20 protein-coding genes, 1 pseudogene and 1 riboswitch are annotated in these 22,966 nt (G+C 32.8%); of the genes and pseudogenes, 10 read left to right on the top strand and 11 right to left on the bottom strand.

The annotated features are described in order from the left end of the window. Positions 1-29 precede the first annotated feature (29 nt). A riboswitch (TPP riboswitch) is annotated at positions 30-119 on the top strand. The 3 genes from ABXT72_RS02540 (at position 107) to ABXT72_RS02530 (ending at position 3,157) form a co-directional block, all read left to right on the top strand. After that, positions 107-1,600, top strand: a complete 1,494-nt coding sequence (locus ABXT72_RS02540) for a sodium:solute symporter family transporter (protein ID WP_415278856.1) — start codon at positions 107-109, stop codon at positions 1,598-1,600. (Overlaps the previous riboswitch by 13 nt.) Beyond that, complete coding sequence (locus ABXT72_RS02535) at positions 1,600-2,262, top strand: TenA family protein (RefSeq protein WP_415278855.1); 663 nt, start codon at positions 1,600-1,602, stop codon at positions 2,260-2,262. The genes ABXT72_RS02540 and ABXT72_RS02535 overlap by 1 nt, the downstream gene beginning before the upstream one ends. A 40-nt stretch (positions 2,263-2,302) precedes the next feature. Continuing rightward, entirely contained in the window at positions 2,303-3,157 is an 855-nt protein-coding gene (locus tag ABXT72_RS02530; protein WP_415278854.1) for an NAD(P)-dependent oxidoreductase, read from the top strand. A 12-nt stretch (positions 3,158-3,169) separates the two neighbouring features. On the opposite strand, the gene ABXT72_RS02525 is transcribed toward ABXT72_RS02530, so the two are convergent. The 3 genes from ABXT72_RS02525 to ABXT72_RS02515 are packed head-to-tail and all read right to left on the bottom strand — an operon-like array spanning position 3,170 to position 6,189. Next, positions 3,170-3,673: a hypothetical protein gene (locus ABXT72_RS02525; RefSeq protein WP_415278852.1), complete on the bottom strand. Its 504-nt coding sequence runs from the start codon at positions 3,671-3,673 to the stop codon at positions 3,170-3,172. A gap of 13 nt (positions 3,674-3,686) precedes the next feature. Then, the gene (ald, locus tag ABXT72_RS02520) at positions 3,687-4,799 is read right to left on the bottom strand and encodes an alanine dehydrogenase (RefSeq protein WP_415278851.1); all 1,113 of its coding nucleotides are present in this window, start codon (positions 4,797-4,799) and stop codon (positions 3,687-3,689) included. Between the two features lie 43 nt (positions 4,800-4,842). Continuing rightward, positions 4,843-6,189 carry an aspartate aminotransferase family protein gene (locus ABXT72_RS02515; RefSeq protein WP_415278850.1) on the bottom strand — a complete coding sequence of 449 codons (1,347 nt, stop codon included), beginning with the start codon at positions 6,187-6,189 and terminating at the stop codon, positions 4,843-4,845. Positions 6,190-6,396: 207 nt separating this feature from the next. On the opposite strand from ABXT72_RS02515, the gene ABXT72_RS02510 reads away from it, so the two are divergent. From ABXT72_RS02510 to ABXT72_RS02500, 3 genes are all read left to right on the top strand, one after another. After that, entirely contained in the window at positions 6,397-7,341 is a 945-nt protein-coding gene (locus ABXT72_RS02510; protein WP_415278849.1) for an ABC transporter substrate-binding protein, read from the top strand. A gap of 88 nt (positions 7,342-7,429) precedes the next feature. Further along, a complete protein-coding gene (locus ABXT72_RS02505) occupies positions 7,430-8,227 on the top strand; it encodes an ATP-binding cassette domain-containing protein (protein ID WP_415278847.1) in 798 nt (265 codons plus the stop codon). Between the two features lies 1 nt (position 8,228). Beyond that, on the top strand, positions 8,229-10,142 hold the full coding sequence (locus ABXT72_RS02500) for an ABC transporter permease subunit (RefSeq protein WP_415278846.1): 1,914 nt from the start codon (positions 8,229-8,231) through the stop codon (positions 10,140-10,142). Here ABXT72_RS02500 and ABXT72_RS02495 read toward each other — a convergent pair. From ABXT72_RS02495 to ABXT72_RS02485, 3 genes are read right to left on the bottom strand one after another with little or no spacing between them, the layout of a single operon-like run. Then, positions 10,139-11,188: a hypothetical protein gene (locus ABXT72_RS02495; RefSeq protein ID WP_415278844.1), complete on the bottom strand. Its 1,050-nt coding sequence runs from the start codon at positions 11,186-11,188 to the stop codon at positions 10,139-10,141. The genes ABXT72_RS02500 and ABXT72_RS02495 overlap by 4 nt on opposite strands. Beyond that, complete coding sequence (locus ABXT72_RS02490) at positions 11,148-13,649, bottom strand: hypothetical protein (protein WP_415278842.1); 2,502 nt, start codon at positions 13,647-13,649, stop codon at positions 11,148-11,150. The genes ABXT72_RS02495 and ABXT72_RS02490 overlap by 41 nt, the downstream gene beginning before the upstream one ends. Continuing rightward, positions 13,649-14,200, bottom strand: coding sequence for a hypothetical protein (locus tag ABXT72_RS02485; protein WP_415278841.1), 552 nt, complete (start codon positions 14,198-14,200; stop codon positions 13,649-13,651). Before ABXT72_RS02485 ends, ABXT72_RS02490 begins: the two co-directional genes overlap by 1 nt. Positions 14,201-14,512: 312 nt before the next feature. On the opposite strand from ABXT72_RS02485, the gene ABXT72_RS02480 reads away from it, so the two are divergent. Further along, positions 14,513-15,523 carry an Ldh family oxidoreductase gene (locus ABXT72_RS02480; RefSeq protein WP_415278840.1) on the top strand — a complete coding sequence of 337 codons (1,011 nt, stop codon included), beginning with the start codon at positions 14,513-14,515 and terminating at the stop codon, positions 15,521-15,523. On the opposite strand, the gene ABXT72_RS02475 is transcribed toward ABXT72_RS02480, so the two are convergent. Then, complete coding sequence (locus ABXT72_RS02475; protein WP_415278839.1) at positions 15,524-16,666, bottom strand: epoxide hydrolase family protein; 1,143 nt, start codon at positions 16,664-16,666, stop codon at positions 15,524-15,526. It lies immediately after the preceding gene. Between the two features lie 49 nt (positions 16,667-16,715). Between ABXT72_RS02475 and ABXT72_RS02470 the strand changes: the two genes are divergently transcribed. Further along, positions 16,716-17,627, top strand: a complete 912-nt coding sequence (locus ABXT72_RS02470) for a bifunctional enoyl-CoA hydratase/phosphate acetyltransferase (protein ID WP_415278838.1) — start codon at positions 16,716-16,718, stop codon at positions 17,625-17,627. Positions 17,628-17,689: 62 nt separating this feature from the next. Next, positions 17,690-18,977, top strand: a pseudogene (gene hisD, locus ABXT72_RS02465) (histidinol dehydrogenase). Between the two features lie 14 nt (positions 18,978-18,991). Here the strand turns inward: hisD and ABXT72_RS02460 are convergent. Beyond that, positions 18,992-19,744 carry an alpha/beta fold hydrolase gene (locus ABXT72_RS02460; protein WP_415278837.1) on the bottom strand — a complete coding sequence of 251 codons (753 nt, stop codon included), beginning with the start codon at positions 19,742-19,744 and terminating at the stop codon, positions 18,992-18,994. A 21-nt stretch (positions 19,745-19,765) separates the two neighbouring features. Between ABXT72_RS02460 and ABXT72_RS02455 the strand changes: the two genes are divergently transcribed. Continuing rightward, positions 19,766-19,936, top strand: coding sequence for a hypothetical protein (locus ABXT72_RS02455; protein ID WP_415278836.1), 171 nt, complete (start codon positions 19,766-19,768; stop codon positions 19,934-19,936). A 64-nt stretch (positions 19,937-20,000) separates the two neighbouring features. Here ABXT72_RS02455 and ABXT72_RS02450 read toward each other — a convergent pair whose 3' ends face one another. Genes ABXT72_RS02450 through ABXT72_RS02440 form a run of 3 tightly spaced genes read right to left on the bottom strand, consistent with a single transcriptional unit; the run spans position 20,001 to position 22,914 of the window. Further along, the gene (locus ABXT72_RS02450; protein WP_415278835.1) at positions 20,001-20,357 is read right to left on the bottom strand and encodes a LysE/ArgO family amino acid transporter; all 357 of its coding nucleotides are present in this window, start codon (positions 20,355-20,357) and stop codon (positions 20,001-20,003) included. 9 nt (positions 20,358-20,366) lie between these two features. Continuing rightward, complete coding sequence (locus ABXT72_RS02445) at positions 20,367-21,872, bottom strand: ABC transporter permease (protein ID WP_415278834.1); 1,506 nt, start codon at positions 21,870-21,872, stop codon at positions 20,367-20,369. After that, positions 21,862-22,914, bottom strand: coding sequence for a quaternary amine ABC transporter ATP-binding protein (locus ABXT72_RS02440; RefSeq protein ID WP_415278833.1), 1,053 nt, complete (start codon positions 22,912-22,914; stop codon positions 21,862-21,864). Before ABXT72_RS02440 ends, ABXT72_RS02445 begins: the two co-directional genes overlap by 11 nt. Positions 22,915-22,966 lie beyond the last annotated feature (52 nt).

Here is a 22,966-nt window from a genome sequence, read left to right as displayed (position 1 = left end):
ATTAACTTTTATATTCTTTTTTTTAAGAATATCAGTTTCTGGGGTGCTGTAAAAAGCTGAGAATATACCCAAAGAACCTGTTGTATAATCACAACGAAGGGAAAAAATGAACACAATATATCTAGATCAATCAACTACTATTATTACTCTACTTTTAACTTCATTAGCTTTTGCTGCTATTGGAATAGTTTATTCAAGAGGTAAACTTTCAATTAACTCATATTTAAATGCAGATAGATCAATTGGCAAAAGATCTTTAACTGCATCTTTAGTTGCATCATGTTTTGGTGTGTGGATTTTAATTGGTCCATCAGAAGCTGCTACTTGGGGTGGTTTAGGTGCTATAATTGGTTATGGCTTAGGTCAAGCTCTACCCTTCTTAGCCTTTATTACAATCGGTCAACGAATGAGAAAAATTATGCCTAATGGTAATACTCTTACTCAATTTGTTCTAATTAGATTTGGCAAAGCAATGTTTCGTTTAGTTTTATTATTAACAATAATGTACATGTTTGTTTATTTTGCAGCTGAAGTTACAGCGATTGCAAAAGTTGTTAACTTAATGTCAGGGTTTCCTCTTTGGCAAACCTCTCTTGTAATAATTGTAGCTACTTTATCTTACACTCTTTATGGGGGGCTTAGAGCTTCAATTTTTACAGATAAAATTCAATTTATTATAATTATGATTTTATTAATATTTGCTATCAACCATATCTTTAATTCTGGAAATAATACTTTTTCTATGAATTTAATTAATGAGAAAGCTGGTACTTTAATGAGTGGTAAATATTTTTATGGATATACTGCTGGCTTAACTTTCTTCATTGCTGTTTTTGCAACCAACTTATTTGATCAAGGTGTTTGGCAGAGAGTATTTGCGGCAAAAAGTTCAGATGATTTAAGAAAAGGATTTATGTCTGCCTTCTTTATTGTAATTCCATTTATGCTTGTTTTAGGTTTCTTTGGAATTCTTGCAGTATCAGTTGATAAAGCAGCCGACCCTAGTACTTTATTCTTTACTCTTTTATTAGAGCCATTTACTGGAATTAATTCTTTGTTAACAATCTCTATATTAATTTTAGTTTTAGCCTTAGTGATTAGTAGTATGGATACACTTATTAATGCGCTTTCAAGCACTATTACTATTGAGGGAAATAAGTTTATTAGTTTAAAAAATAAGAATAGTTATCTTACACTTTCTAAATACTTAATATGTGGTTTATCAATAATTGTTTTTTTGATTGCATCCAAGGGTTACAGCGTTTTATTTATGTTTTTATTTGCTGATTTATTATGTTGTGCTGCAGTATTTCCTATTTTTTATGGGATGTTCAAGGGTGATGTTGATGAAAAACTTTCTTTAATTTCAGTTATAATTGGACTGATAACTGGATTACTTTTATTTCCAAATCAAACTTTTGATAAAAGTATATTAATTGGTGGATTATTTCCAACTGAGGTGTTTCCTATTTGGATATCTACAGCGTTATTATTTTGGTCATTTATTTTAGCAACATTTACACCAATGATTACAGTGATGCTTTTTAAAAAAAATGGTAACTTTAACTTTTCCAAGGTTAAAACTTCAATTAAGGAATAGTGAATATTTACAACAATAAAAAAACTTTTTTTTATAAATTAAAGAGTAGCTGTAAGAAGGAATGGTCTGAATACACTAATCATAAATTTTTATCTGATTTAGTAAACAACAAACTGCCAGATAAAAATTTTAAAAATTATTTAGTTCAAGATTATGTTTTCTTACAGCAGTTTCTCAAAATTTTAGCTCTTAGTGTTTATAAATCTAATAGCTTTGAAGAAATTAATAGATCAGTAAATTTTATGAAGGGAATTGATCACGAAATCAAACTCCATATCAATTATTGTAAAAAGTGGAAGATACCTCTTAAATCTCTTAATAACATTGTAGTCGAGAAAGCTAATAGTTCTTATACTGATCATGTGCTGAGTGTGGGTAAAAATGGAGATAATCTTGATATTTTCTCATGCCTATCAGTATGTATTATTGGCTATGGCGAGATTGGATTTAATCTTTCTAAAATAAAAAACTGGAAAAAAAGTAAATATAGCTCTTGGATTAAAATGTATTCATCAAAAGAATACCAACAAGTAGCTAAAGACAATATTGATTATTTAGATATTCTCTTGAAAAATAATAAGGGTAAAAAATTTAATATACTTAAAGGAAATTTTAAAAAATCAACTATTCTTGAAAGAAATTTTTGGGAATGCTTTGTATAAGGCTTTTATTTTTTCTATTTAAGTTCTAAGATATTAGATAATGAAAAATGTAGGATTTATAGGTGTTGGCTATATGGGGTATGGAATAGCCAAAAATATTCTAAAAAATAAGAATAATTTATTTGTTATTGCTAACAAAAATAGATCTCCGATAGAAAAAATAGTTAATGAGGGTGCAGTTGAAGTTAATTCATATGAGGAATTATGTTCAAAAAATTTAGACTGTTTATTTCTGTGTGTTACTAACACACCTATTGCCCATGTAATTATTGAAATAATATCTCCTCTATTAAATTCAAATACTGTTATTATTGATATTACCACTCACAACCAAAGTGGCTCGATCGAAGCTAATAAAATTTTTAAAAGTAACAATATAAGCTACATAGAATGTCCAGTAATGGGTGGACCCGTTCAAGCTGAAGAAGGTGTATTAGGTGGTATCGTTGGTGCTAGTGAGGAAGATTTTAAGAAAGCTGAAATATTTTTAAAAGCATTTTGTAAAGACTACTTTTATTTTGGTGAAGTTGGCATGGGGGCTAAATCAAAACTTTTAAATAATTTTTTAACTTTAGGCAATGCTACTTTAATTGTTCATATGATCAAAAGTGCAGAAAAATTTAATATTGATTTAAAAAAATTATATGACGTTGCTAGGCTTGGTTCGGGAAATTCTGCTGCGTTAAGCAGAATTTTTGAAAACCTTTTAAAAAATGATTATACAGGGTTTAAGTTTACTGCAAAAAATTCACATAAAGATATGTCTTATATTCAAGATTTACTAAAGGATATGCCTGATGCTGAAAATCTAGCCAAAGTTACAAAAGATTTTTATAAAAATGCCATGGATAATGGTAATGGTGAGTCTTTTATTAGCGAATTAATTAAAAAATAAAATTAATTTTTATTATAAAATTTCTAAAGGCAATGGTGCTTCTGGGTATTTTTCCTTACATAATTTTTCATAATTCTTGCAAAGAGTACTTACAGTGTCATGTGCTTCATCTTTAGAGGTTAAAAATTTAATTAAAGTGTCTCTCTCAAGTTCAATTTCTTTAATATCTTCTTCACTTAAATATTCACCCGTCTCAACTTCCCAGTAAGTATCATTTAATTCTTCAATTTTTAAAGTGTTAAGCTTTCTTTGAAGTTCAATGATAATTTTATCCTCTGTTTTACTATCTTTCATGGGAGAGTTTAATAATTTACCTAAACACTTGTCTTTAAGATCATCTAAAAAAGTGTTGTAGGGTTTGCCTACTGTTAAACCCTTAAAGTGATTACTTTCAAAGTATTTACTAATTGCAGCATTAGTTGAGATCTTATTTTTACCTTTTGCAACAGCAACTTGAACGTAAACTTCCTGACTGATGTATTCGTTTAAATAATCTTTAATTTTGTCCGATAACATTAGTTTAAAAATATTAAAGGGTACTTAAAGGATCAACGTAATCATGTCCAAAAACATCAGCAACCGCTTTATACGTTACTTGACCTTTACAAACATTTAATCCTGCAAGTAAATGCTTATCTTCACTTAATGCTTTAGCATAACCATTGTTTGCAATTTTAACTAGATATGGAAGTGTTGCATTGTTCAATGCTATAGTTGAAGTTCTTGGAACTCCACCTGGCATATTTGCTACACAGTAGTGAATAACATCATCAATAATATAAGTTGGATCACCATGAGTTGTTGGTTTACTTGTCTCGACACAACCTCCTTGGTCGATTGCAACATCAACAATTACAGATCCTCTTTTCATTAATTTTAACATTGGTTTAGTAATTAATTTTGGAGCTTCAGCACCTGGAATTAAAACACCTCCAATTAAAAGATCGGCTTCTGCAACTAATTTATTTAAATCAATTTTATCACTTTGTTCAGGAATAATTTTATCACCAAACATTTCAACTAATTGTTTTAGTCTTGCTTCTGACTTATCAACGATATGAACTTTAGCTCTCATACCAGTTGCAATCACGGCAGCGTTTTCTCCAACAACACCACCTCCTAAAATAACAACAGTTCCTCCTTCAACTCCAGGAGCACCACCTAATAAAAGACCTCTACCGTTTTGATTTTTTTCTAAACAATGTGCACCAGCTTGAACAGACATACGTCCAGCAACTGCACTCATCGGTGCAAGTAATGGTAGTCTACCATTATCATCAGTGACCGTTTCATAAGCTATGCAAACGCCTTTAGACTTAATTAGTCCTTCAGTTAATTCTTTAGCTGCTGCCAAATGAAGATAAGTATAGACAATCTGATTTTCTCTAATCATATTAACTTCAACTGATTGAGGCTCTTTTACTTTCACAATAATATCAGCATCATTAAAAATATCTTCAGCTTTATCAACGATTTTAGCACCAACACTTGTGTATTGTTCGTTTTCAAAACCAGCTTCAAAGCCACCATTGTTTTCAACTAAAACTTCATGACCTTCTGATATTAAAGTTTTAACACTTTCAGGGGTTAATCCAATACGGTGTTCTTGTGGTTTGATTTCTTTAGGTACGCCAATCTTCATAACAATATCTCCCTTTTCGATACTTTAATTTTTATTAAAATTTTTAGTTTTTTTGATTTTTTTGATAGTTGGTAATACCAGTTCTTAACTTTTCAATAATTTCATCAATGTGTTTTTCTTCACAGATGAATTGAGGAGCTATAATTAAACAATCTCCTGTAGCTTTAAAGTTAACACCAGCTTCATAACATGCTTTAAAACATTCAAATCCAGCTTTACCTGGTTTAGTGTTTAGCTTCATATCTATTCCGCCCATCATTCCATATCCTCTAATATTATCTACAGACTCTAGATCTTGAAGAGAGAACAATCCTTTTTGGAAATAAGGTGCTAAATTTTTTGCTCTATTGAAAATATCATCTTTTTCAAAAATTTCTTGCACCGCAAGAGCAGCTGCTACTGCTACTGGAATTCCTGAATAAGTATAACCATGAAATAACTCAACTGCACCAGTTGGTGAAGCATCCATTACAGCATCATAAATATAATCGTTACATGCAACAACACCCATTGGTACAACACCGTTTGTTGTAGCTTTAGCCATTGTCATAATATCTGGAGTTACTCCAAATTCATCTGCACCAAATTTAGAACCTGTTCTGCCCCATCCTGTAATTACTTCATCAAAAATTAAAAGTATTCCATGTTTGTCACAGATTTCTCTTAGTTTTTGTAAATATCCTTTTGGTGGAACCAATGTTCCAGTTGATCCAGCAATGGGTTCAACAATACAAGCAGCAATATTTTCGCCACCAAAATTTTGACAAATAGTTTCTAAATCATTTGCTAAATAGTCCCCTGTCTCAGGTTGACCACTTACAAATTTATGTTCTGGCAAATGTGTATGTCTAATGTGTTGGACACCTGGCATTAAAACACTTGCAAACGTTTTAATATTATTCACCATTCCACCAACTGAAATACAGCCGATGTTCATTCCATGATAACCACGTTCACGTCCAACAAATCTAAATCTTTCTGCGTGCCCTTTTGCTCTATGATAAGCAACAGCAATCTTAATTGCAGTCTCTACAGCTGTAGATCCACAAATTGTAAAAAACATTTTATTTAAATCACCTGGAGTATGCTTTGAAATTTTTGTAGCTAGTTCAAACGAACCACCAAAACCTTGTTGAAAAGGCTGAGCATAATCCAATGTTTCTAATTGCTTTGTAACAGCTTCTGTAATTTCTCTTCTTCCATGACCTAGTGGATTACAAAATAAACCTGAGCTCGCATCTATTTGCGTTTTTCCATGGTGAGTTTTTAAATAAACACCTTTAGCTTCTGTGATTAATCTAGGGTTTGCTTTAAAATCTTTATTAGATGTAAACGGCATCCAATGTTCATTTAATGAATTAGGTACTGAAGTTCTATTTTCTGAGCTCATAAATATTCTCTCTTTATGTATGTAGTGTTATAATTTTATTCCTAACTATTAGACTAAATCAAAAGGTTTTCTAGAATTATTTTCTTCTTTAAAGCATATAATTTTCTACAACTTGTGATTGCAAAACGATAACAATTTGTTTTACATCCTTTCAAAATTCAATTTAAATACAAATAATTTAATTAAATTACTAACAGAGGAATAATAATGAAAAAAATAATTGGTTTTATTCTTGGTGCTGTAGTTGCTCTTAACTTATCAATCTCAGTTGCTAACGCTGCTGCTAAAGAAGTTAGAGTTGCATTCTTTTTAGAATGGCCTACTCCAAACCAAGAAGATAAAGTTAAAATGATGTTTGATAAAGCTCTAGGTGTTCCAGTGAAATGGACTAACTTTTCAAACGGTGGTGCAATGACTGACGCTATGTTAGCAGGAGATATAGACATCTCTTACTCACAAGGTTTAGTGCCATTTATTAATGCTGTTAAATCTAAAGCACCTTTAAAACTTGTAGACGTTGCTATGGAATACGGAATGGGTGGTACAACTTGTGTTACATCTAAAGCTTCTGGTATTACATCAGCGAACGGTTCTGAGCTAGAAGGCAAAAAAGTTGCAGTTCCTCTAGGAACTATGGCTGAGTATGTTTTTGATGAAAGTATGAAAGTTGTTGGTGCTGATAAAAGCAAAATGACTGTTATTCAAATGGACCCTGAAGAAGGTGCTGCTGCACTAGTTTCTGGTGACGTTTCAATGGCTTGTTTATTTGGTGGTAACTCTATTAAAGCAGCTTTAACTGTTGGTACAAGATTGTTAACAGTTCAAGCCGCTCGTGATGCAGGTATCAAAGGTATCGATATTACATCTGTTACTGATAAATTTATGAAAGAAAACCCAGGAATGTTGAGAACTTTCATAGAAGTAACTCATGAAGCTAATGCTAGATACGCAGCTGGTAAAAGTGATATGAATGTAATCGCAAAAGATGCTGAGATGAAACTTGGAGATATGAAAGAAACTTTAGGTGGATTTGTATTCTTGAATGCTGCAGATACTAAAAAATCTATGGAATCAGGTGGAACTCTTGATGGTTTCTTAAAAGGAATGGGTACTCCTAACGGAGCAGTAGATACAAGCTTTTTACCTCTATAATTTAGAGAGTAAGATAAAATTAGGTAGGCGCCAATTTATTAAATTGGTGCCTATTTTTTTAAATAAAATTTAATATAAATTTATTTCTATGAGCGATTTAATTTCTCAAAATCTAAACATGATCTTTAAAACTCCGAAGGGAGAAACTGTTCATGCATTAAAAGATGTAAATTTCACACTTAAAAAAGGAGAACTTTTAACTGTTCTTGGACCTTCTGGATGTGGAAAAACAACTTTACTAAATATCACTGCAGGGTTTCTTAGGCCAACTTCAGGAGTAATTACTCTTAACGGAAATGAAATTAATGGTCCTGGAGTTGAAAGAGGAATGGTCTTTCAACAAGGTGCTTTATTTGAATGGTTAACAGTTGCTGAAAATGTGGACTTTGGCTTGAGAATGAAAAAAGAAGATCCAATTAAAACAGCAAAAAAGGTTGATGAATGGTTAAATATAGTTGGCTTACAAGGTTTTGGGGATACGCCGACTTATCAATTATCTGGCGGTATGCAGCAAAGAGTTGCTCTTGCACGATGTTTAATTAATGATCCAGATTTAATTTTAATGGATGAACCTTTGGGAGCTTTAGACGCACTTACAAGAGAGAAAATGCAGTCATTAGTTTTAAAGATTTGGAAAGAAACAGGAAAAACAATTATTTTAATTACCCACTCGGTTGAGGAAGCTTTGTTACTTGGTGAAAGATTATATGTAATGGCACCAAGACCAGGCCGAATACATAAGGAGTATAAATTACCCTTTGCCTCAATGGGGATAGATGGTGATTTAAGAGAAATTAAAAAAACTAAAGATTTTGGAAGTAAAAGAGAAGAAATTCTAACCATGATTTGGAACATGGAAGAAGAAATAATGGGAAAAGACATTTAGTATGATTACTGGTATTATAACATTTTTAATTATCTTTGCCGTTATAGGCTCTATTCTTTATGGAATAAAATTAGCCAAGACTGAAAAAATAGATGCTGTTTTTGGGAACCCCGAAAGAGCCAAAGGTGGAGCTCACTGGATTATTGTTGGAAGTAGTTTTTTATTAATAGCATGGCTTTATTATTCATGGGATTTAGCTAAATCTTTTTATCCTCAGTCTGCTAATGAACTTTGCCAAGTTGCAAAAGTAAATGACTCAATGCTTTCATTAAAGTATTTGTTTCCAATAAATGAAAGGGAATTTAAAAGTACATCAATTATTAAAAGTGAAAACAAAAACATAGAAAAATTAACTAATGAAATTAGAAATTCATCAGTAATTCGAAATCAAGATAAAGATAGACTTTTAGGTTTTATTCAAAAAACTAAAAGAACGATTCCATTGTTAACTAATGAGGATCTTCTTGAAAATGAAACAAAAATTAAGATCAGTGAATTAACTAATAGAATAGCTTGGTTAACAGAAGATTTTCAAAAGATAAGTTATCCGCCAAAAAAAAGTATTGAAGAAGAAAATGCGAGAATTGAAGCTTTAAAAATACAAGGTGGATGGGGATCTTCAGGAACAGCTGTAGAAAATACCATAGAAATTCCAACTATTCCTGAAACAAAAAAAGGATTAAAGTTTGATGCTGCAGCAAAGGAATTAACTTTAATTAGTGATGATTTTTTCAAATTAAGAAATCATAATTCACAATACAAAACTTTGATAAAAGAAATCAAAGATGGAATAAAAAAATATAGATCAGAGCTAGATGACACACAAGAAGTGGCATCAATATTAGCAAAAGATGTGCTTAAAATTGCAAGAAGAATTGAGTACGCAAGCATATTTCCTCCAAAAACTCTTGATGCTATGCAACAAGCAATTTTAGAATTTGATGTTATTCAAAAAAAAGAACAAGGAAGTCTAAGATTAATTGATATATTTTTATTCCCTACTGGAACAATAATTTCAAGTGGTCCTAATTGTTCAGAGCAAGGTTCTGGTAGGTGGCTGCCCAAACCATCAGATACTTTAAAAAAATTTACACTTTTATTAAAACCAAGTGTTGGATTTAAAAATATTCCTCTGATTTGGTATGAAATGATGGATGTTAGTAAAGTTGTTGGCTTTATTTTACCAGATTGGATAGCAGATATTATCCCTGGTAAATATCCAGTTCATAGTGATGACGGGACTGTAAAACCAAATTTTAAAAGTAAAGTTTTGAATGTTGTTACTGGTGAATTCAAGTTATTCAAAATACCAGTACCTATGGGTCACATATGGGATTCTTTCCTAAGAGTATTCTTAGGCCTAGTGCTTGGAATAATATTTGGTGTACCACTTGGCTTATTGATGGGTCTAAATAGATTTGCTAAAGGGTTCTTTGATCCATTAATTGAATTGTATAGACCAGTTCCTCCACTTGCTTGGGCTCCATTAGTAATTACTGTTTTTGGAATTGATAATGTTGGAAAAGTATTCTTATTATTTATGGTTTCTTTTTCAATCATGATCATCTCAGCTAGAGCTGGTGCTTCTGGAACTCAATTATCTAAAATTCACGCTTCACACTCTCTAGGTGCATCAAAGTGGCAAATATTAAGATACGTAATTTTTCCAAACTCATTACCTGAAATCTTAACAGGTGTTAGAGTTGCAGTTGGAATGTGTTGGGGGACTTTGGTTGCAGCAGAATTTTTAGCTGGAACGACAGGTATTGGATTTGTTGAAAATGTTGCTAAAAAATATTTTCAATATGAAGTTATTTGGATAACTATTTTTGTAATGGGGATGCTTGGTCTTTTATTTGATATTGCTTTAAGAAAAATAATTACCAAAACAATTCCATGGCATGGTAAAGGTTAAAAACTTAATAATTTTGTTGATCCATTTTTATATTTAAATTCAGCTTTATTTTTTGAAATAATTTTCATTGATGTAAAGCCATCAAAATCTTCAATAAATTGATTTAACTTTTTTCTACTTTTTTTACTCATTTTCATACCAGGCGCATTAATACCTACATCAACTATTAATTCTGCACCATTTGCAAACGCTTTGACATATGTAGGGATAACTTTGCATTTCCCGGTCATTGCTTCTGTCAACCAAATTGGTTTTTTGATTTTTAAACTTTTTAACAAACTGGAAAACTCATCTACCCAAAACTCTTTATCACATTTACCATCAGGGGTGCTTATATGATGAATATTAGCTATATCAAAATTATCTTTAATTTTTGGTAAAACTGATTTCCAAAATTTTTTATTTTTTGGAAACATACCTGCTGCACCAGCCATAACAATAATAGAATCTTTTTGTTTTTCTTTTATTAATTTTGATGAAAAATTAAAAATCTCTATGAAATCATCTTCATTTCCCTTAAAAAACATTTTAAATTCTGGCTCATTCATTATTTCCCAATAAATAATTGGCTTAGTTAATTCTGGCATATCATTATTACCATCACCATCATACCTATCTATTAAAGCTAAAAGAAAAGTTTTATAGTTGTCCATTGAGCATGGTTTGCTTAAATATTTTGCAAAGCGCTTTCCAAATGGACTTCTTCCTTTTTTTCTTTTACATGATTTTTGTTCCCAATTAGCATATGGCCAAATTGTAGCTATTATAATTTGATTATGTTCTTGTGCGTAAACAACATACTCATCAGCTTCTTGCCAAGAAAAATTTCCTTGTTTTTTTTCAATTTTATTCCATACGAATGGTCCTGGATGGGGTCTTACCCACTGATCATCTTTACCTCTCATTCTTTCATCAAACATTTCTGTTAATTCACCAAATCTAGATTCTGCAAAAGAAATTTTGTATGAAAAAAATAAAAGTAATAATAAAATAAAAAATTTTTTATTAGGGCTTTCCACCACCATCTCCTGGTCCTCCTGGTCCATCTGGTCCTCCTGGTCCTCCTGGTCCATCTGGTCCTCCTGGTCCATCTGGTCCGCCCTGCCCATCTGGTCCGCCCATTGCATCACCAACTGCACCACCAATATTACCCATAGCACCACCCATGTTTCCGCCCATGTTTCCGCCCATGTTTCCGCCCATGTTTCCGCCCATGTTTCCGCCCATGTTTCCGCCCATGTTTCCGCCCATTGCACCTGCATCTCCAGCCATAGCTCCAGCCATTGCACCACCCATTGCACCGCCCATAGCTTCACCCATTGCACCGCCCATAGCTTCACCCATTGCACCTTTTCCCATGCCACCAATATCCATAGCTCCACCCATTGCAGTAGAACCCATTGCTGATGCTGCCGCACCTTGGGCTGACATTGCAGCCCCCATAGCTGCGCCTGCTAATCCTGAGCCAGCTTCATTTCCTGCCATTGCTGCACTTGCAACAGAACTCATTGCCATACCTGGATCTATACCTGTACCCATTGCGGCTGACATTTGTCCTAAATTCATTCCACCTTGCATCATTCCACCTGGCATACCTACGGCAGACATTGCTTCCGCATCCATTCCAGCGGTTGGATCTCCCATCATTTCTCCTATGGTAGCTCCAGGTCCCATTCCCATGCCTGCAGCCATTTCAGGATTCATAGCTGCATTCATATCCATTGCACCCATACCTGTCATACCACCAGTCATAGCAGCCATACTCATGTCGCCACCTTCCATACCCATAGCTCCACTTAAGTTAGTCATTCCAGCACTTCCCATTGCAGCCATCGTTCCTTGATTAACTAATCCTGTTTGCATCATGTCACCCATCATTCCTGCTGACATATCTCCTGAAGCAGCCAACGTAGCCATTCCTTGAATAGCTTCACTTCCTAATCCCGCAACACTAGTAGTCATTACAGAAGTTACATCTAAACCAGCCATTCCAGCTGCTCCCATACTTGCTACCATTCCTGGGGTCATTCCAGTTGCTTTTGCCATTGCACCCATTCCTAGAGTATTCATAGCTCCTGCATCCATCCCCGTCATACCTGTCATACCTGCAGTCATTTCAGCTTCAGTAAAAGTAGTTCCCGGTGCCATTGCTGAACCTGTTCCTGTGCCTACACCTAAACCATTAGCTATGCCAACAGCAGTCATTCCTTCTGGAGGCGCCATTGCTCCTGGTAATCCACCAGCCATTGTTGGTTTAGCCATAATCATTGCTCCCATCATCATTCCTGCTTCTGAAATATCTTCTGGCATTTCAAGTCCTACAGGTGCTTGAGTTGCCATACCAGCAGCTAAAGAACCTTCTGCATTTCCAACTTGAACAGCTGTTTTAGCTGCTGGGCCTTTACCTGAAATTGCACCACTTATCATACCTACAGCTCCAGATAACTCTGAAGTAATACCAGCCTCAGGTGATGTAAAAGCAGCATTTAAAGTTTCTCCAATTTTATCCATACCCATACCTGACATTGCTGCACCCATTTCCTCCATTCCTGAAACTCCAGTCATGCCTTGACTTAAATCAGCCATTCCATCAATTCCAACTGATGATCCCATTGATCCCATCATTTCTTCTCCCATTCCTTTGCTAGTCATAGTCGCACCAATTGTACCAGTCATAGTTCCAGACATTGCACTAAAGCCTTCTGAAAATCCTTCTGGTTTTGCTTGTAAACTTTCTAATGCAGATGTCGCCGCTCCAACTGGAAGTGCACCTAAAGCACCTGCCATCATAGCTGGAGCCATACCCATCTCAGCAACATTCATTGAAGCAAAGCTTCCTGGTTCAAAGGTATTCACATCAAAAGTTCCCGCACCTGAAACAGCGGTCATATCAACCATTCCAGAAGCTGCTAAACCTTGTATTGCAGTTCCTATTCCCATTCCTTGTGCATCAAGAGCTCCCATCATTCCTTTTGTATCAAATCCTGCATTTTCCATCGCTGCCATCTGGCCCGCCATTTTTTGAACAGCCATAACTTTTCCAACTCCCATTTGACCTGCTATACTAGATAACGCTGCCATTTCAGCTGGTGAAAAATCTTCTGCAAAATTTATTCCCTCCATATCTAAACCTGTAGGACTTGGTATGGCACCTAGCGCCATATCTGTAACACCTTCAACTAAAGACATAGTTTGTATTGCAGCAGTCATATCTCCTGCTGCCAAACTTTCTGTAGCAAAACTCAAGGCACTTTGTGCTTGAGCTATTGACACGTCTAATGCAGAGGCCATTTCAGATGTAGCCTCACTTAAAGATCCTGTTGCAGCTGCAATATTTGCAGTTACAGTTGATGTGTCAGCTACCATTTGCGTAACTGCAGCAGCAGCTGATGAACCAGCAGCTTCAGAAATTCCTGACATTTCAGCAACATCATCCATTGCTTGAGCAGTTGTAACAAAAGTTAAAAATAATATTAAAGTAATTTTTTTTAAATTTTTATTTATCATTAATTAACTTCTCCTATTTTATTTTGAGCTTCAATTGTTGCAGCTCTTTGAGCATTTACTTTTGCAATAGCTATTTGTTTTTTTATATTAGCCAAGATTGCTGCTCTATCTGCAATTTCAGGATCAATTTTAGCTTTTAATTTTTTCTTTTTTTTCTTTTTATTAAGTTTATGTGCTTTTATAAGCATTTTACCAGTAGCCCAGAACTTCATTACAGCTTCTGAAGTTGAAGCGTTAGGAGAAATCTTAAGACTCATTCTCATAGCCTCTCTCCCCTTTTTTAATCCTTCCAAAGTTTCAACACTTGCTTTTTTGTCATTTAACATTTCATTATAATAAGCCTCAAAGTAAGCCATATCCCTGATCATAAAATGTTGGTATTTATTAAGACTACCCTTTCCTTTAACAAACCGTGCATAAACTTTTTTTCCTGCTGTAGCTTGTCTAGACTTACTTTTTTTACCTGATTGTTTTGAAAACATACCCTTGGGGTAATTAACTTCTTCATAAATGAAAGCTTTAGGCCTCTCTTCTAATGGCCAATCTTTCATTTTTTCAAATTTCTTACAATAAATGCAATCTTTTTCTTTTTTATCTTTTTTTTTTGGCAGCCTCTACATAAGAGGACGAGAATATTAAACAGGTTATAATTACTAGACTTATTTTTATTAGATAACTACCTAGGAAATTTCTATCGCCTAAGACGTACCAAGCTAGATCTTTTTTATTGATTTCATAAATTGTTTTTCCTTATGACAAAACTACATCTAATGAATTTGTTACGTCAACTAATTAAATATTTTATTTATGTAATTTTCCCATAAAAACCTATATTATTAACGTTACGGTTGTATAATAATAATATGAACTCTAATAAATTAAAAAAAATTATTAAAAACATTTTTGTTAATCATAAGCTAAGTAAAGAGCATGCAGGCATATGTGCTGAAGCTCTAATTAATGCTGAACTAGTTGGAGCACCTTCACATGGGCTATCTAGATTAAAAATGTACTGTGATAGAATATCTAAAAAAGTAATTAATCCCAAAGCTAAAATTAAAGTTAAAAAAATTTCACAATCAATTGCTCACGTTGATGGCAACAACAGTATTGGTTTTGTTGCAGCAGATATTGCCATTAAAACAGCAATAGGTAATGCTAAAAAAACTGGTATTGGTTTAGTTGCAGTTAAAAATAGCGGTCATTATGGTTTGTCTGGTTATTATGCAGAGCAAGCTGTTAAAAAAGGTTTAATGGTGATGGTGTTTACTAATGCTCCTCCAGCTGTTGCTCCTCATGGTGCTTTAAAAAGTTTATTTGGGACAAATCCTATTTGCTTTGGAACACCTACGGGATCTAAAGTTCCTTTTATTCTAGATACATCAATATCAATGATTAATAGAGGAAAAATTAGAGTAGCTGCAAGAGAAGGAACAAAAATTCCTGAAGGTGTTGCTTTAGATAAATATGGTAAACCCACAACAGATCCTAAAAAAGCTTTAGAAGGTGTTCAATTACCCATAGCAGGTTTTAGAGGGTCAGGATTAGCTTGGATGGTTGATATTTTAAGTGGTGTATTAACAGGTGGTAATCACGCAGGAAGAGTTAAGGATCCATTCACTGATTTTAGTGGTCCACAAAATATTGGGCATTTATTCTTTGTTTTAAAACCTAATTTATTTGTAGGTAATTCTTTTAATAAAAGAATAAAAGATAATATTAAAACAATCAAAAGACTTCCTAAAATAAAAGGTATTAAAGAAATTCTTTATCCAGGACAAAGTAAGTTCAATAGATTTAAAACTAATCTTAAAAAAGAAATTCAAATTTCAAAAGCTGTTCTAAAAGACTTGGAATATTTACAAGGTATTTAATTAACGAACTGTCCTTGAAAATTTAACAAGGTCATTAACGAGAAGTTCAGGTTCTTCTAATGCTGCGAAATGTCCACCACTTGGCATCTCAGTCCATTGAGTAATATTAAATAATCTATCAACATAAGATTTTGGAGGCCATTCAGACATTTCAGCTGGAAAAATTGCAGCTGCTGTTGGTATTTCTATTTTTTTAAAGTCATTTGGAAAAAAACGTCCACCCTCTTCTCTTCTTCCATAGTAAATCCAAGAAGCTGTATTAAAAGTTTTTGTAACTATATAAACCATAATATTTGCCAACAAAGTATCCTTTGAATAAGCACTTTCAATATCACCATCTTTTAAATCAGACCAAGAATACATTTTTTCAATAATCCATGCCGCAATACCAACTGGACTATCCATCATACCATAACTCAACGTTTGTGGTTTTGTTGCTTGTTGCGTTCTGTATCCATCCTGCATTATTTGATCTTTATCAAACCTTTTTTGCCATTCTTCTTCTTGTTTTGATTGTGGACCATCAGCATGACGCATAGTTAAACAATTAATATGAATTGCTTTACAAAATTTTGAGTGATCGTAACCAATCCAGTTAGCAATAGTTGCACCCCAATCTCCACCTTGTGCTAAATAATTTTTGTATTTAAGGTTCTCTATCATTAATTTATTTAAGATAGATGCCATTTTTCTTGGACCAATTGGCTTAGATGGCCTCCCTGAAAATCCAAAGCCAGGTAAAGAAGGAGCAATAACATCAAATGCATCTTCAATTTTTCCACCAAATTTTTCTGGGTGTGCAAGTTTTTCAATTATATGCAAAAACTCTACAACTGATCCGGGCCATCCATGCATAAGAAGCAATGGTGTTGGGTTAGAACCACTACCCTTCTCATGAATAAAATGCATTTCGATACCTTCTACAGTAGTTGTAAAATTTGAAAATTTATTTATTTCTGCCTCATGTTTTCTCCAATCAAAACCTTTAACCCAATAACTTGAGATCTCCTTCATGTAATCAAGATTACTTCCATATTTCCAACCACCATCATCTGGCATTTCATGCCATGGGTAATTTTTTACCTTAGTATAAATTTCTTGGAGTGCTTTATCGGGAATATTTACTTTAAAGGGCTTAATCATTATCAATTTACAGTATATACTTTTTAAAAATTCATACTAAATATACCTCATGCTTTCAAATAAAGAAATTGTTTGTCCCAATAACCTTCTAGACCATGCACATAAGAAAAAAGGTGTTTATGCTGCTATCGTTAATGCTGGATTGCCTCTTCCTATGTTGTCAGTTCAGGATGCAGTTAATGAAAACTTAATAACTCCTATCTTCATAGGAGATAAAAAAGAAATTCTTAAATGTGCTGAAGATTTAAAATGGGATATCTCATCGTATGAAATAATTCATGAGCCAATAGAAAATAACACAGCAGCAATAGCTGCAAAACTAGCAAGTCAAGATAAGGTAAAAATTATTGTTAAGGGTCATATTCATACAGATATTTTAATGAAAGAAGTTTTAAAAAGAGACTACAATTTACTTGGAAAAACAAGACTAAGCCACATATGGCATATGACAAATACTAAAGATGATAAGCCCCTTATAATTACTGATGGTGCTTTAAATGTTTTACCTAATGTAAAAACAAAAATGCATATTTTAAGAAATGTAATTGATTTTTCAAATCGTATAGGAATTAAAAGACCAAAAGTTGCAGTTCTATCAGCTACAGAAGAAATTTTAGATAGTGTACCAAGCTCTATTGAAGCAAATGAAATTACAAAACTTGCAAAAGAAGATAATTTAAATGCAGATGTTTTTGGTCCCTTGGCATTTGATAATAGTATTTCAAAAAAATCTGCTGCTATAAAAGGTGTAAAAAATATTGTAGCTGGTGATGCGGATGTATTGTTAGTTCCAAGTGTTGAAACTGGAAATAGTTTAGTTAAAATGATGATTTACTTTATGGGAGCTTGTGCAGCTGGTGTTGTTGTAGGTGGTAAAGTTCCAATAGTAATTACTAGTAGATCTGACGAAGCACAAGCTAGATTGGCCTCTATTGCAGCTGCTGTTGTTGCTTTAGACTAATTCTTCATTGAAATAATCACATTAATGTTTTAAATAAAGCTTCAAAATTAGAGAGGGAAACAATGGCTATAACTTATTTAAAAAAATCACCAAAAACATCATCAACAGACGACACTAAAACAACTGGAATTGTTCAAGATTTATTAAAAAATATTGAAACTACTAAAGAACAAGGTTGTATCGATCTTACAAAGAAATTTGACAAGTATGATGGCGATATTATTGTTTCTAAAGAAAGAATTGAAGAAATCAAAAAAACATTAGATCAAAAAACAAAAGATGATGTTCAGTTTTCATACGAAAGAGTTAGAAAATTTGCAGAAGCTCAATTAAAAAATTATGGTCAGGACTTTGAAGTAGAACTTTCAGATGGATTATTTGCTGGTCAAAAGCTAATACCAGTTAATACTGCAGGTTGTTATGTGCCAGGTGGTCGTTATGCGCACATTGCATCAGCTGTTATGAGTGTAACTACAGCAAAAGTAGCTGGTGTAAAAAATGTTATCGCCTGTAGTCCTCCAAAAGAAGGTGTAGGTGCTCACCCAACAATTATTTACACAGCTGATCTATGTGGTGCTGATGTAATTTTAAATTTAGGTGGTGTCCCAGCAATTGCTGCGATGACTAATGGTTTATTCAATAATCCTGCGGCTGATATTATTGTTGGTCCTGGAAACCAGTTTGTAGCAGAAGCTAAAAGAATTTTATTTGGAAAAGTGGGTATTGACCTTTTTGCAGGTCCTACAGAAATTGGAATTATTGCAGATGCTAAAGCTGACCCTGAGATAGTAGCTGTAGATTTAGTTGGTCAAGCAGAACACGGTTATAACTCACCTTGTTGGTTATATACAACAAGTAAAGAACTTGCAGAAAAAGTAATGAAAAGAGTTCCAGAGTTAATTGCAGAATTACCAGAAGTTCCAAAAACAAACGCAGATGCTGCTTGGAGAGATTATGGTGAAGTTATTCTTTGTGATACCGATGAAGAAATGGCAACTATTAGTGACGAATATGCTCCAGAACACTTAGAAATTCAGACAGAAAATTTAGAATGGTTTCACAAAAGACTTACGAATTACGGTTCTTTATTTATTGGTGAAGAAACAACCGTTGCTTATGGAGACAAGTGTTTCAGGAACTAATCATATTCTGCCAACTAAAGGTGCAGGAAGATACACTGGTGGATTATTTGTTGGTAAGTTTGTTAAAACTTTAAGTTTCCAAAGAATGACAAAAGAGTCTACTGAGTTAGTTGGTGCTGCAGCAGCAAGAATTTCTAGATACGAAGGAATGGAAGCTCACGCTAGAACTGGCGATGTAAGATTGAAAAAATATGGTTATTCAAATTAAGATTTAGTACTAGTTTAATTAATAAAACCCTTAATTAAATCATTAAATTTTTTTGGCTCTTCCAGATGGACATTGTGACTACAATCTTTAAAGATTTCCAGTCTACTATTGATAATATTTTTATTAAGTGTTTCAACTTGTTCAAAGTTATAAGCGGTATCTTTTTCACCCCAAATAATTAATGTTTCATTTTTTATATTCTTTAAATTTTCAATACCTGTCCAATTTTTCATTGCTTTAAGTGCATTATCTGCAGATTCTTCAGAAACATTTTGAACAGCATTCACACATAAAAAATAATTTTTATCCTGATCTCCTTTCACAAACCATTTCTTTGGAACTCTTGAAAATAATGCAGCTACACCTTCTTCTTTTAATCTTTTTCTAGTTTCATCAATTGTTTCAAATCTTCCAGGAATTTCTCCAATAGATCCTGTGGCAAAACAAATTAATTTATTAACTCTTTCACCAACTATTTTGGTTATTTCTTGTACTATCATTCCACCCATAGAGTGACCTATTAAATTAAATTTATTTATTTTTTTTTCATCAATAATATCAATTACAAATTGAGCCATTTGATTGATTGTATCTAAAGATTGAGCTCCACCGCTTTCACCAAAGCCTGGTAAAGCTGGTGATATAACTCTGCAAAATTTTGAAAAAAAATCTTTTTGATTACACCACATTTCAGAAGAACCTAAGAAACCATGAACTAATACTAATGGGTATCCTTTACCAACATCATCTATGTAAATATTATTCATAACAATCAATTAATCATTTTTATGATAATAAACAAAGTTAAAAAACTCATAAAAATGATTATTAAAAAATTTATTATATTCCAAACTCTTTTACTTTTAGCATATATAGAAAAATATTTGGATAAGTATCCAATCATAAAAAAAAATAAAAAAGAAGCAATTGATGCACCTATTCCAAAAAATATTTTTTGACTAATAATAAAATCTTTTGAAAAATTTCCTAAAAAAAATACTGTATCTGAATAAACATGAGGATTTAAATACGTAAATCCAAGAGTTTTAAAAAAATATTAAAGACAGTAATACTAGTTAAGTCTGAATCAAAATTGATTGCTGTATTGTAAGCTTTTATTTTTGAATAAATAAAATGTAATAGAAAAATAACCAAAGCAACATTAAACACTAGCTCAACATTAGAATTAAAATACTTATTAAAAAGTTCAAAAATAAATATTCCAAGAAAAATTAATATTAAGTCTGAAATTGAGCAAACTAAACAAACAAGAAACACATATTGTTTTTTTAAACCTTGCTCTATTACAAAAATATTCTGAGCACCAATTGCTAGAATAAGACTTAATCCAGTTAAAAAACCTAACAATAAATATTCCATTAAGTTCTATTAAACTCTTTTTTTACCCTGAACAACCCTATCAAGTATTAACGCAACAAATAAAATAGCTATGCCTGCAAGTATACCTTGTCCAACATTAGCATATTGTAGTGCTTCAAGAACATCTTGTCCTAAACCTTTTGCACCAATTAGAGATGCTACAACTACCATTGCTAAACTTAACATTACTGTTTGATTCACACCTGCTAAAATTGAAGGTGTAGCTAATGGTAGATCTACTTTCCTTAATAAATACCATTTAGTTGCGCCATATGCGATAGCTGCTTCTCGAATTGTTTCAGGTACTCCACGTAACCCTAAAACTGTAAGTCTCACAACAGGAGTTCCACCAAAAATCATTGTAATAATTACTGCTGCAACCTTTCCAGTTCCAAAAAATGCTATTACTGGAATCATGAATACAAAAGCTGGCATTGTTTGCATGAAATCCATTATCGGTCTAATTAATGAATAAAATCTTTGTCGTCTTGCACAGAAAATTCCAAGTGGAATACCTATTGCAATACTTAAAATTGCAGCCGTTCCTAATAAAGCAAGTGTCGTCATTGCTTTAACCCAAAAACCTAAAAAACCCATATAACCCAAAAATCCTGCTGAATAAATTGCAGCTCTTGGGCCTGCTGATAGTCCTGTTAGGGTAACAATTGCAGTTATAATTACAATCCAAGGAGTTTTAACAAACAATAACTCTAAAAAATCTAATACTGACCTAATACCAATTGTTATAGCAGTAAAAATCACATCTCCTTTAACGACAGCATAATCAAAAATAATCTCTATCCATTTAATTGAAAATAATCTTATTTCAGGATGCGTTGGGAACGTATCCATTACCTGAAGTAATCCTGGAAAACTATAATGGATAACAGTAAAGATCATTATAACAGAGGTAAAAATACTACTGTAGATGTAATTTTTTGTCTGCATACCTGGCTGAATAGATTTATCAGATAACCATTCAGAATATTTCTTTTCTAAAATTGAATTCGCTAAAATACCTTGAACAATCTTTACTGCTATCAATAAAATAAAACCAAATATAGCAATCCAAATTGCAGAAGCTTCTACTCTTGTAATTTCATCTAGATAACCCTGCATCGCATCTTCTAAAGATTTTATGTTTCTTTTAAACACATCGATTTTATCTGGATTATTTTCTATCGCTGCTTCTAATTGTTTATTCCTAAAAGCTATTGTGCCTTGAACTTGCTCAACTTTAGCAATAGCGTCTGCGGTAATATTACCAAATAAACCTCTGATGATTTGTACAACAGAAAAAGTTTCAATAATTAAAAAAGCTAATGTCCAATTCCAAACATTACGCATTCCAAACCAAATTGGTCCAAGTATGAATGCAAATAAATTAAATGAAAATGAGTAAGTAGGTTTACTACCAATTTTTTTAAACTCTTTAATATAATAATCTGGATTACTTTTTACAAAGTCAGTAATCAATTCATCTCTAGAAGGATTTATAATTACTTTATTCTCCATCACTACCCTCTACAACTGCTTTAAGTAAATCTGCCTGTGTAATCACACCAATATTTTTTTTTTCATTATTAATTACTAATATTGGCTCATCTTTAATGGAAGATTTTTCTATTAATTTGTTTAATAAATCATTTTCATGAACACTTTCTAAATTTTTAGTGATTGATCCAAATTCCTTTTCAAATTTTTCAACAGGCTGCATGATAGATTTAGCTTGAACAATTTTTAATCTAGAAATTCCTTTAACAAAGTCTGCTACATAACTATCTGCTGGCTTCATGACTATTTCTTCTGGTGTTCCTATTTGAATAACCTTTCCATCTCTCATGATTGCAATTCTATGACCTACTCTTACTGCTTCATCTAAGTCGTGAGTTATAAACACTGTGGTCTTTTTCATTTGTTTTGAAAGTTTGATAAACTCTGCTTGAAGCTGTCTTCTAATTAATGGATCTAATGCACTAAATGGTTCATCCATTAATAAAACATCAGGATCTGCTGCTAAAGCTCTTGCTAATCCAACTCTTTGTTGCATTCCACCTGAAAGTTCGTGGGCAAATTTATTTCCCCAGCCTTGAAGCTCTACAATATCTAAAATCTTGTTAGCAGCATCCAATCTATCATTTTTACTGATGCCTCTTATTTCAAGTGGCATTGCTATATTGTCTAATACTGATCTATGGGGCATTAGAGCAAAGTTTTGGAAAACCATCCCTATCTTTTTATTCCTTAGATCTTGCAAACTTTTTGAATCAAACTTCATTACATCTTCGTTATCAATTAAAATTTGACCTGAAGTTGGTTCTAATAATCTATTGATATGCCTAACTAAAGTAGATTTACCACTACCAGAAAGACCCATTACACAAAAAATCTCCCCTGTTTTTACGTTAAAAGAAACATCAGATACACCAATTACTGAATTATATTTTTCTAAAGCTTCTTGCTTTGAGATATGTTCATTTTGAATAGCATTTAACGCTTCTTTGGAATTATTACCAAATATCTTCCAAACATTTTTTATTTCAATAGCTGAGTCCATCAGATCCGTTCGAAAATTTAATAGTTTTTAAAGAAATGTACCCGGCGACAAA

It is taken from the genome of Candidatus Pelagibacter sp. Uisw_094 (genome assembly GCF_047729535.1).
GTDB lineage: Bacteria > Pseudomonadota > Alphaproteobacteria > Pelagibacterales > Pelagibacteraceae > Pelagibacter.
This window is presented reverse-complemented; position numbering and strand designations above follow the sequence as displayed.